Source organism: Streptomyces sp. NPDC088766, assembly GCF_044750845.1.
GTDB lineage: Bacteria > Actinomycetota > Actinomycetes > Streptomycetales > Streptomycetaceae > Streptomyces.
The window spans coordinates 1-10,900 of record NZ_JBIVKQ010000052.1 but is presented as its reverse complement, the minus strand read 5'-3'; the positions used below and the strand labels follow the sequence as shown (position 1 = coordinate 10,900).

Genomic DNA, 10,900 nt, shown 5'->3' with positions numbered 1-10,900 from the left:
GTCCACACACCCCGCAAGACGGGCACCACTACGTCCCGGGCCAAGAAGTCGACCACTCCGCGCCCACGCCGCACAGGTTAAAGATCAAGCTAGGGTCCTTCGTCTGGATCAGGCCGGAGGACGGCCTGATCCAGACGAAAGACCCCGGGGCCCCGAGCCGTTACAGGTGCAGCAGCCGGTCCGTCAGCTCGCGGTAGTCCCGCAGGGCCAGCCGGAGCTGCTCGGTGTCGGCGGTCCCGGCGACCGCGCCCTTCTTGCCGTCCGCGAGCTGCCAGGAGCCCCGCAGGGTGCGGCGGCGGCTGTTCACGGCGTCGGTGAAGCGGGCGGCGAGTTCCTCCAGGACCTGGTCGGCCTCCTCGACCGCGTCATGGGGCCGGTCCACGAAGCCGGCGACCGCGTGCCGCATCCGCTCGGAGAGCTTGTCGCACTCGTCGTGCGGGAGCAGCGAGGTGCCCTCGGCGTCGTGGGCGCCATGAGCGGCGCCGGTGCCCCGGGAAGTGTCGTGGGTACCGTGAGGGGCGCCGGTGCCCCGGGAGGCGCCGAAGCCGCCGCTGTCCTCGACGGCCCCGGCCGGAATGCCGCCGGACATGGCGGCACGCGGGTCCCGGCCGCCGGTGACCGGGTCCACGGCCGGGTCGAGGGCCGGGTCGGCGACCGGTTCGACGGGCTCGGCCGCCGGGCTCTGCGCCCCCGGACCCTGCCCCTGTGCCCGGCCCCGCCCCTGTGCCGGGCCCTGCTCCGGTCCCGGCTCCTGGCCGTACCCCCGGCTCTCGCCCAGCGGTACGACTCGAGGCTGTTCCTGCTCCTGTGCCGTGCGGCGGTACTCGCCGCCGGAAGTCACGTCGGCCATGCCTGTTCACCCCTCCTTGGTCTGGTGCCGCTGGAAGCCCGGCAGGTGGAACCCGGAGCCGCCCTCGTGGCGCGCGGCCTGACGGTCCTGCGTGGGCCGGGTCGTCGGTGCCCGGTGCCGGCCCTCGCCCACCAGGTCGTCGAAGAGGGCGCGGGCCTCGACCATGGCGGCCCGCAGGTCCTCGGTGCCGGGGGCCTCGCCGCCCCGCGCGCCGCCGTCCTGGTGGAAGCGGGTGACGTGGTGCACGTGCCGGTAGCCCTGCACGTGGTCGGCGTGGTGCACGGCGAGCGCGGCGACCTGCTCGTCGTACTGCCCGCCGTCCGGGTAGCCGCGGGCGCCGGCGGCCTCGGACAGGATCCGGTCCGCCTCGGCGACCGCCTCGCGCGGGGAGTCGACGAAGCGCTCCTGCGCCGCGGCCCAGCGGGCCTGGAACCGCTCGCGCTCGGCGGGCTCCAACGGCCGTTCCTCCAGCCCGCCGTGCCGCTCCACCAGACCGCCGAGTTCCCGCTCGGCCGCCTTGACGTCCCCGCCGTGCCGGGCCACGGCCCGGTCGTACTCGGGCCCGAAGCGGCGCTTCAGGCTCCGTCCTCCGTGTGACGACCCTCGAGCCCGTACGGCCAGGACGGCCGCGACGGCGAGGACGGCCGCCACGATCACGATCAGAGCGATGATCACGCCTGTGGACATGGTTGCCTTCCGGTGTTTCGGCCCCTCGGGCCGGCTCACAGTCCGGGTTGCCCGGACCGGGGCGGACAAACGGCATCCGTGTCGTGCCGGGCGCGCCGGACGGCCGGGAGAGGCGGGGAGAGGGAGGGGACCCGCGTCGTCCAGGCCGCGCAAATCCGGTTGCGCGCCCGGCGGGGGAGCTGCCGAGAATGACCGGCATGACCTCCTGGACCGTCGCCCCGGAACCCGTGGACTCCCCCGTCGCGGCCGCGCTGTGGCGGGAGTACTACACCGAGGTCAGCGACCGCTGGTACCTGCTGCACGAGGGCCGGCGGACCGATCCGGCCGAGCTGGAGCGGGAGATCGCCGCTTGCACCGGGGCCGATCTGGCGCCGCCGGGCGGACGGCTGCTCGTCGCCCGGTACGGCGGTGAGCCGGCCGGGAGCGCGGGCGTACGGCTGCTGGACGCGGCGACGGCGGAGCTGAAGCGGGTGTTCGTGCGGCCGGGGGCGCGGGGCAGGGGCGGCGGGCCGCTGCTCCTGGGGGCCGCCGAGGAGGCCGCCCGCGCGCTCGGTGCCGGGCGGATGGTCCTCGACACCCGGGGCGACCTCGTCGAGGCCCGCGCCCTGTACGTCCGGTGCGGCTACCGGGAGGGTGCCCCGCACAACGACGACCCCTACGCCGAGCACTGGTTCGCCAAGGACCTGACCGGCGGGAGCGCCGGCGGCGCGGGCACCGGCGGTGTCGGGCGCCTCAGCTGAACCGGGTCACCGGGCTTTCCCCGTGCGGCTGTTCGCGGTCGGAGCCGCACAGTTCGTCGTTCAGCTCCTTCACCAGCTGCGTCAGGTCGGTGGGGCGGTCCGGGCCCCACCAGTCGCCGAGCAGTTCGGCCAGCGACTCCTCGCGGGCCCGGGAGAGACGTTCGGCGGCCTCGCGGCCCTCGTCGGTCGGCACCAGGTCGAGGCCCTCGCGCACGGCGAGCCGGCGCTCCTCTATCTGCCGGACGGCCTCCAGGATCACGGGCAGCGGGACGGGTCCGCGTTCGGCGAGCCTGCTCGGCTCGACGCTGCCGTTGCGCTTCATCCGCAGCAGCATCCAGCTCGCGGCGGGCAGCAGGTCGTAGCCGGCCCGTTCGGTGATCGTCCGGTAGATCTCGCGGCGGCCCTCGCGGCTGCCGAGGACGGACAGGGCCCGGCAGACCTCGTCGTGCGAGGAGCGCTCGACCGGGTTGCTGGCCAGCGTCTCCGTGACGTCGGGCGCGGTGACCGAGGCACGCAGCGGGTCCTCCTTGAGGAACCAGGCGAGGAGGAAGCCGAGGGCGGCGACCGGGGCGGCGTACAGGAAGACGTCCGTGATGGACGAGGCGTAGGCGTGCAGGACCGGCGGGCGCAGTGCGGCCGGCAGGTCGCCGATGACGCGGGGGTCGGCCTCCAGCGCGTCGAGGGACACGGCGGGCGGGAGGTCGACGCCGCGGAAGGCGTCCGCGAGTTTGTCGCCGAGTCCGCTGGTGAAGACCGTGCCGAAGATGGCGACGCCGAAGGAGGCCCCGATGGAGCGGAAGAAGGTCGCGCCGGAGGTGGCGACGCCGAGATCCTCGTAGGAGACGGCGTTCTGCACGATGAGGACCAGGACCTGCATCACCAGGCCGAGCCCGAGGCCGAAGACGAAGAAGAAGGCGCTCATCTCGGCCGTGGAGCTGTTCTCGTCGAGCCGGTGCAGCAGGAGCAGGCCGACGGTCGTCACGGCGGTGCCGGTGACCGGGAACACCTTCCAGCGGCCGGTGCGGCTGACGATCTGCCCCGACGCCGTCGACGCCAGGAGCAGACCGGCGACCATCGGCAGCATGTGCACGCCGGACAGGGTGGGCGAGACGCCCTGGACGACCTGGAGGAAGGTCGGCAGATAGGTCATCGCACCGAACATCGCGAAGCCGACGATGAAGCTGATCACCGCGGACAGCGTGAAGGTGCGGATGCGGAACAGTTTGAGCGGCAGGACGGGTTCCGCGGCCCTGCGTTCCACGGCCACGAACGCGACGGCCAGGACCACGCCCAGCACCGCGAGTCCGACGATCTGCGGCGAGCCCCAGGCCCAGGTGGTGCCGCCCAGGGAGGCCACCAGCACCAGGGAGGCGGCGACCGAGGCGATGAGGAAGGTGCCGAGGTAGTCGATGACGTGCTTCGTCGCCTTGCGCGGGATGTGCAGGACGGCCGCGATGACGCCGAGCGCGACGACACCGAGCGGGAGGTTGACGTAGAAGACCCAGCGCCAGCTCAGATGTTCGGTGAAGAGGCCGCCCAGGAGGGGCCCGAGGACGCTGGTCGTGCCGAACACGGCGCCGAACAGGCCCTGGTAACGGCCGCGTTCACGCGGCGGGACGATGTCGCCGACGATCGCCATCGACAACACGATCAGTCCGCCGCCGCCCAGGCCCTGGAGCGCGCGGAAGCCGATGAGCTGCGGCATGTTCTGCGCCATCCCGCACAGCGCCGAGCCGATCAGGAAGATCACGATGGCGATCTGGAACAGCTTCTTGCGCCCGTACTGGTCGCCCAGTTTGCCCCACAGCGGGGTCGCGGCGGTCGATGCCAGCAGATAGGCCGTGACCACCCAGGAGAGGTGGTTCAGGCCGCCCAGGTCGCTGACGATCGTGGGCAGCGCCGTCGACACGATCGTCTGGTCGAGGGCGGCGAGCAGCATGCCGAGCAGCAGCGCGCCGATCGACACGAGGACGTTCCCGGGCACGTGCTCCTGGCGGGCATCCCCCGTCAGGGCCTGTGCGTCCAAGGCCATGGCTGCCTCCTGAGGCTCGCGTGGACCTTCCCATCGTGATCGGTGTGTCCCGTTATGGCCTGTCGAGTCCCGCCGGAACCTCTTATTCCGGGGGTGCCCGGCAGCCGGTTGTGCAGATGATCTGCATAATCCTTGGAGTTTGGATGGGGAGGGGCGAACGGGTGAACGATCCGACGGACGGGCAGGGGCGGCCGGGGGAACCGGTGCAGCCGCAGCGGCACGGGCATCCGTGTCCGCGGTGCGGCGCGCTCCGGGCGGCGGACAACACCCCGTCCTGCGCCTGCGCGCGGCAGGCCTCCGACGCCCTGCGCGACACCCGCGAGGCGGAAGCGGCGGCGGCGGAGGACTTCGACCCGCTGCGGATACGGCCGTACGTGGAACTCGGGCGGGGAACCGGAGCCGGCTCGGGGGCCGGGTCCGACGCCGGCTCCGGCTCTGGCTCCGGGGCCGGGGAGGCGGCGGCCGGTGACGTGACGATGCCGTTGCCGACGGCCGCCGTGCCCGACGGGTTCGCCGCGCCCGACGCGACCATGCCCCTGCGGGCCGTCCCCCCGTCCGCCACGGCTCCCGTGCCGGCACCGCTCGCGCCCTCCGGCTCCGCGCCCGGCGACACCGACCTGAGCCTGTTCGAGGCGGGCGGGGAGGCCGGGGGCGGCCCGTACGACGACGGGGCCCCGCGCGGGCGCCGGCGCCGCACGCTGCTGATCGCGTCCACCGGTGCCGCCGTCGTCGTGATCGCCGCGGCCGGGTTCGCGAGCGGGATGTTCTCCTACGAGCCGCCGACCCGGGACCAGGCCGCCCCCGAGGGGGTACGGGCGGCCGTTCCCGACACCTCGACCAGCGCGCCCCCGGCGTCGCCGTCCGCGAGCCGCTCGGCGTCCCCCTCGGCGTCGAGCGCCTCGCCGTCGCCCTCCGGGAGCGCGAGCGCGTCACCTTCCGCGACGGAGTCGAGCGCCTCCCCGTCGCCCTCCCGCACCACCGAGCCGAGCCCGAGCCCGTCGGCCACCCGGGCCACGCCGTCGCTGGCCCCGGGGAACGGGGCCGACGGCGACGGCGACGGCGGCGAAGTGACCGTCCTGCGCCGCGGGGACCAGGGACCCGAGGTGACCGAACTCCAGTTGCGGCTGCGGCAGGTGTACCTCTACAACGACGAGGCGGACGGGGTGTTCAGCAGCCGGGTCGAGGGCGCCCTGCGCAACTACCAGTGGTCGCGGGGCGTGCAGGGCGACGAACTGGGCACGTACGGGGCGACGACCCGGGCGCGGCTGGAGTCGGAGACGAAGGAGCCGTAACGGCGGGCGGCCGGACACGGCCGCGCGGCCTGCGGGCCGGTGCGGGCTTCGGCGGGGCACCGGTCCGGATGCCCGTGCGGGCGCCCGTACGAGGGTCGGTGCGAGGGTCGTCGGGGGTCGCGACCCGGGCCCTCGCGTCGGCCGGTGCGGGGCGCCGTCCTCGCTCTCCCCGGGCGAGCGGCCCCGCGCGGGTCGCGTCGTACCGCTCCGCCGGGATCCGCCGCCTCACCCCACGTGGATCCGCAGCTCTCCCCCGGCCGCCTCCACGCGCACGCCCCTCAGGTCCTGCACCACCGCGTCCGGCCGGTGCGCGACCGCCCGCGGCCCGACCCCCACCACCCGCATGCCCGCGGCGCGCGCCGCCGCGATCCCCGCCCCGGAGTCCTCGAACACCACGCACTCCGCCGGGTCCACGCCCAGCTCGGCCGCGCCCTTCAGGAAGCCCTCGGGGTCCGGCTTGCTCGCGCCCACCGATTCCGCGGTGACGCGGACATCCGGGAGGGGCAGGCCCGCCGCGGCCATGCGGGCCGTCGACAGGGGGGCGTCCGCCGAGGTGACCAGGGCGTGCGGGACGCCGCGCAGGGAGGCCAGGAAGACGGGGGCGCCGGGGACGGGGACGACGCCGTCCAGGTCGGCGGTCTCCTCCGCGAGCATCCGGGCGTTGTCGGCGAGGTTCTGCTCCATGGGGCGGTGGGGCAGCAGGACGGCCATCGACGCGTACCCCTGGCGGCCGTGGACGACCTTCATGACCTCGTCGCCGTCCAGCCCGTGCCGCTCGGCCCAGCGCCGCCAGACGCGTTCCACGACGGCGTCGGAGTTCACGAGGGTGCCGTCCATGTCGAGGAGGAGGGCACGGGCGGTCAGGACGGTGGTGGACACGGCGGCCGGCATCGGCGACTCCCAGTGCGGACGGGCACGTGCGCGGGCACGCGGAGAACAAGGCGGCCCCGCCCGCCGGTCAGGGAGAACGGACGGGAGCCACTTTGTTTCCCCACGGTACAAAACAGTCGGGCCGTTGCGCCAGCCACCCCGGGAAGGTTCACCGTCCGTTCAGCTCCGCGCGGGGCTCAGCCGGTGGCCGCCTCCCACAGGCTCCACACGCCGAGGCCCAGCATCAGCGCCGCCGCGATCCTGGTGATGAGCTTCAGCGGCACCCGCTTCATCAGGGCCTTTCCGCCGACGATGCCGAGTCCGGCCACCGACCACAGCGCCAGCACCGCACCGAGGCCGACGGAGAGCGGGTCGTCGTAGCGGGCGGCGAGGTTGGCCGTCATGATCTGCGTCAGATCGCCGAACTCGGCGACGAGGATGAGCATGAAGCCGGCCCCCGAGACCTTCCAGAAGGACTGGTTCTCGGGCTTGCGGATCTCCTCGTCGTCCTCGTGCTTGTTCCTCAGCAGCACGGCCGCGCCGCCCAGGAACAGCACGCCGGTGAGCACGTGCACGATCTGCTGCGGCAGCAGGGTCAGCACGCTGCCGGCCGCGACGGCGAGCGTGACGTGCAGCGCGAAGGCCGCGGCGACACCGGCGAAGACGTACGAGGCGCGGTAGCGGGTGCCGAGGACGAGGCCGGCGAGGGCGGTCTTGTCCGGCAGTTCGGCGAGGAAGACGACACCGAAGACGAGCGCCGTCACGGTCAGGCTGATCAAGGGTCCTCAATCGGTCGGGGGCTGCCCCGCCGAGAGTGCTGCTTCCTTCGCGCAGGACGCCTCGGCACGGCAGCACACGTCTGGTCCGTGCCGTACGGCACGGAGGTGCACTGCTTGCCGAAGGTCTCGCTGGCCGACCGCGCGACGGTCTGCCTCCGGGCGCCGGCTCAGACGAGCTGAGCAGTGTGTCGACGGTCCGGCGAAGAGCTACTCCCCTTCTGCGCCGTCCATAGTACGCGACCCCCGCGCCGGCCCCCGGGGCAGGGCCGCCGGACCGAAAGTCCCGCCACACCCCTTGTCGTGTCATGTGCACGTCACTAGCTTCTTACCGCGCGCACACCTCCCCGCAACGCGGCCCCGCGAGCATTCCCTCGCTCGCACCGCAACACCCCCACCCCTCAAGGGAGTTCGCATGTCACGCATGTCGAAGGTCTACGCGCGTCGACGGGTCAGCATACTCGCGGCGCTCTTCGGACTGACAGCCTCCGTCACCCTGTTCAACTCCCCGAGCGCCTCCGCCGCCCTCCCCACCCCGGTCAGCGCCGCCACCGCCCGCACCTACCTCGCCTCGCTCACCGTGGCAGCCGAGGACCGCACCGGCTACGACCGCGACCTGTTCCCGCACTGGATCACCCAGTCCGGCACCTGCAACACCCGCGAGGTCGTCCTCAAGCGCGACGGCACCGACGTCGTCCAGGACTCCGCCTGCGCCGCCACCAGCGGCAGCTGGTACTCCGTGTACGACGGCGCCACCTGGACCGCCGCCTCCGACCTCGACATCGACCACCTGGTGCCGCTCGCCGAGGCCTGGGACTCCGGCGCCGACGGCTGGACCACCGCCCGCCGCCAGGCCTTCGCCAACGACCTCACCCGCCCGCAGCTCATCGCGGTCACCGACAACGTCAACCAGGCCAAGGGCGACCAGGACCCCGCCACCTGGATGCCCTCGCGCACGGCCTACCGCTGCACGTACGTCCGCGCCTGGGTCCAGGTGAAGTACTACTACGGCCTCTCCGTGGACTCCGCCGAGAAGAGCGCCCTCACCGGCTACCTCGCGAGCTGCTGATCCGGAAATCCGTGCGGAGATCTCCCCGTCCGCCTCCGTCGTTCCGTACCGTACGGGACGACGGAGGAGGCGATCACGTGGCCGGACTGCGGCTGGGACCCCTGCTGAGATACGCCGACGGCACGTCCGCGACGGTCTGGATCGAGGCGAGCCGCCCGTGCTCCGCCGAGGTGCGGTGCGCGGACGGTTCCGGCGGCGCGGCCCGCACCTTCCAGGTGGCGGGCCACCACTACGCCCTGATCCCGGTCACCGGCCTCACGCCGGGCACCGCCACGCCGTACGAGGTGTTCCTCGACGACACACGCGTGTGGCCGCCCCCCGACTCGCGCTTCCCGCCCTCGGCCATCCGCACCCCGGCCGACGGCGCGGACGTGACGGTGGCCTTCGGGTCCTGCCGATGGGCGGCGCCCCCGGCCGACGAGCACGACCCGGTGGGACCCGACGCCCTGGACAGCCTGGCCGAGCGGATCGCCGCCGACCCGGAGGGCGAGCGGCCCGACGTCCTGCTGCTGCTCGGCGACCAGGTGTACGCCGACGAGACCTCGGACGCCACCAGGAAGCGCATCGCGGCCCGCCGCGACGCGGACGAACCACCGGGCGGCGAGGTCGCCGACTACGAGGAGTACACCTGGCTGTACGACGAGTCCTGGCGCGACCCCGAGGTCCGCTGGCTGCTGTCCACCGTGCCCAGCTGCATGATCTTCGACGACCACGACGTCATCGACGACTGGAACACCTCCGCCGCGTGGGTGGCCGACATGCGGGCCACCGACTGGTGGCGCGAGCGGATCCTGAGCGGCCTGATGTCGTACTGGGTGTACCAGCACCTCGGGAACCTCTCCCCCGCCGCCCTGGCCGCCGACCCGCTCTACGCGGCCGTACGGGACGCCCCCGACGCCACCGGCCTCGTGCGCGACTTCGCCTGCCGGGCCGACGGTGAACCCGCCTCGGTGCGCTGGAGCTACCGGCGCGACTTCGGGCGGGTGCGGCTGCTGATGGTGGACTCACGGGCCGCCCGGGTCCTGAAGGAGGACGAGCGCTCGATGCTCGACGCGGGCGAGGCCGCCTGGGTGCGCGAACAGGCCCTGGACGCGCCGGGGTCGTACGACCATCTCCTGCTCGGCACCTCGCTGCCCTGGCTGCTGCCGCACCTGGTGCACGACGCGGAGGCGTGGAACGCGGCCCTGTGCCGGGGTGAACGCGGGCCGCGCTGGGCGCGGTTCGGGGAGAAGGTGCGGCGGGCGGCGGACCTGGAGCACTGGGCGGCGTTCCCGGAGTCCTTCGCCGCCCTGACCGGGCTGCTGGCCGAGGTGGGCACGGGACCGCAGGCGCCGGCGAGCGTGCTCGTGCTGTCCGGGGACGTGCACCACGCGTACGTGGCCGAGCCGCGCTGGCCCGGCGACGCGCCCGACGCGCGGGTGCTGCAACTGACCTGCTCCCCGGTCCACAACTCCATCCCGCTGTCGATACGCGTGGGTTTCCGCTTCGGGTGGAGCGCCCTCGCCCGCGCGCTCGGGCGCCGCCTCCGGCGGCACGGGCGCTCGCCGCGGCCGCCCGTGGACTGGCGCAGGACCGGTGGCCCCTGGTTCGGCAACCAGCTGATGACGCTGACGCTGCGGGGACGCTCGGCCCGGCTGCGGCTGGAACAGGCCCGCGAGGGCGACGGGCTCGCCCTCGTGACGGAGTCCGAACTGACCTCCCGGCAGGGGTGGTGAACCACCGGCGGTCGAGTGCGCACGGATTGCCCGGCCGGCACCGTGCGGCGGTGCGGCGGTGCGGCGGTGCGACGGTGCGGCGGTGCGGCGGTGCGACGGTGCGGCGGTGCCGGAAACGGCACGACCGGCAGGATCCAAGCCATGGCCAAATGTTGAACTTGCAAGCATTGCTGGGGTCCGCCTAGCGTAGGTCACTCGTTCGGTACCGCCGTCCCCACGCGGCCCGCCCACCCCACGGCAGGCCGCACGTCCGACACCGAAGGAGTACCCCCCACATGTCCGCTCGTCTCGACAGCGCGCAGCCGTACGCGATCGGCCTGTTCCGCATCGTCGTCGGACTGCTCTTCGCCTGCCACGGCGCCGCCTCGCTCTTCGGCGTCCTCGGCGGAGCGGCCGGCAGCGACGGCGGCACCATCGACGCCGGCACCTGGCCCGGCTGGTACGCGGCCGTGATCCAGCTGGTCTGCGGCAGCCTGGTGCTGCTCGGCCTCGGCACCCGGGCCGCCGCCTTCCTCGCCTCGGGCTCGATGGCGTACGCGTACTTCGACGTCCACCAGTCGGCGGCCCTGTGGCCGATAGAGAACGGCGGCGAGGCCTCCGCCATGTTCTGCTGGGCCTTCCTGCTCCTGGTGTTCACCGGCTCCGGCGCACTCGGCGCGGACCGGCTGTTCGCCCGGCGCACGGCGTCGGGCCGGGAGCCGTCCACCGAGCAGACCACCGTCACCGCCTGACCTCGCGCGAACCCCGGCCCCCGGGCGCGGGGGGGCCCCCCCCCCGGGCCCCCCCCCCCGGGGGGCGCCCCCCCCCCCCCCCCCCGGGCAACCCCCCCCCCCCGCCCCCCGCCCCGAGGCCGAGCGAGGCACCCCCCC

General features: G+C 74.0%; 10 protein-coding genes. 5 read left to right on the top strand and 5 right to left on the bottom strand.

Going from position 1 to position 10,900, the window contains the following annotated elements:
* Positions 1–160 precede the first annotated feature (160 nt).
* Together ACIP5W_RS35595 and ACIP5W_RS35590 are read right to left on the bottom strand one after the other, a co-directional pair.
* The gene (locus tag ACIP5W_RS35595) at positions 161–850 is read right to left on the bottom strand and encodes a hypothetical protein (RefSeq protein WP_401482207.1); all 690 of its coding nucleotides are present in this window, start codon (positions 848–850) and stop codon (positions 161–163) included.
* 6 nt (positions 851–856) lie between these two features.
* Positions 857–1,537, bottom strand: a complete 681-nt coding sequence (locus tag ACIP5W_RS35590; RefSeq protein WP_401482205.1) for a hypothetical protein — start codon at positions 1,535–1,537, stop codon at positions 857–859.
* 188 nt (positions 1,538–1,725) lie between these two features.
* Here ACIP5W_RS35590 and ACIP5W_RS35585 point away from each other — a divergent pair, with 188 nt between their 5' ends.
* Complete coding sequence (locus ACIP5W_RS35585; RefSeq protein WP_401482203.1) at positions 1,726–2,277, top strand: GNAT family N-acetyltransferase; 552 nt, start codon at positions 1,726–1,728, stop codon at positions 2,275–2,277.
* Here the strand turns inward: ACIP5W_RS35585 and ACIP5W_RS35580 are convergent.
* Positions 2,270–4,309: a DHA2 family efflux MFS transporter permease subunit gene (locus tag ACIP5W_RS35580; RefSeq protein ID WP_401482201.1), complete on the bottom strand. Its 2,040-nt coding sequence runs from the start codon at positions 4,307–4,309 to the stop codon at positions 2,270–2,272. The two genes, ACIP5W_RS35585 and ACIP5W_RS35580, sit on opposite strands and share 8 nt — an antisense overlap.
* A 161-nt stretch (positions 4,310–4,470) precedes the next feature.
* Between ACIP5W_RS35580 and ACIP5W_RS35575 the strand changes: the two genes are divergently transcribed.
* Entirely contained in the window at positions 4,471–5,601 is a 1,131-nt protein-coding gene (locus ACIP5W_RS35575) for a peptidoglycan-binding protein (RefSeq protein WP_401482199.1), read from the top strand.
* A gap of 225 nt (positions 5,602–5,826) precedes the next feature.
* Here the strand turns inward: ACIP5W_RS35575 and ACIP5W_RS35570 are convergent, their stop codons facing one another.
* Complete coding sequence (locus ACIP5W_RS35570; protein ID WP_401482198.1) at positions 5,827–6,492, bottom strand: HAD-IA family hydrolase; 666 nt, start codon at positions 6,490–6,492, stop codon at positions 5,827–5,829.
* A 176-nt stretch (positions 6,493–6,668) separates the two neighbouring features.
* A complete protein-coding gene (locus ACIP5W_RS35565) occupies positions 6,669–7,250 on the bottom strand; it encodes a TMEM165/GDT1 family protein (RefSeq protein ID WP_401482196.1) in 582 nt (193 codons plus the stop codon).
* Between the two features lie 421 nt (positions 7,251–7,671).
* Between ACIP5W_RS35565 and ACIP5W_RS35560 the strand changes: the two genes are divergently transcribed.
* The 3 genes from ACIP5W_RS35560 (at position 7,672) to ACIP5W_RS35550 (ending at position 10,762) form a co-directional block, all read left to right on the top strand.
* Positions 7,672–8,316, top strand: a complete 645-nt coding sequence (locus ACIP5W_RS35560; RefSeq protein WP_401482209.1) for an HNH endonuclease family protein — start codon at positions 7,672–7,674, stop codon at positions 8,314–8,316.
* Between the two features lie 77 nt (positions 8,317–8,393).
* Positions 8,394–10,031, top strand: coding sequence for an alkaline phosphatase D family protein (locus tag ACIP5W_RS35555; protein ID WP_401482194.1), 1,638 nt, complete (start codon positions 8,394–8,396; stop codon positions 10,029–10,031).
* Between the two features lie 275 nt (positions 10,032–10,306).
* Positions 10,307–10,762, top strand: a complete 456-nt coding sequence (locus tag ACIP5W_RS35550) for a DoxX family protein (protein ID WP_401482192.1) — start codon at positions 10,307–10,309, stop codon at positions 10,760–10,762.
* The last annotated feature ends 138 nt before the right edge of the window (positions 10,763–10,900 follow it).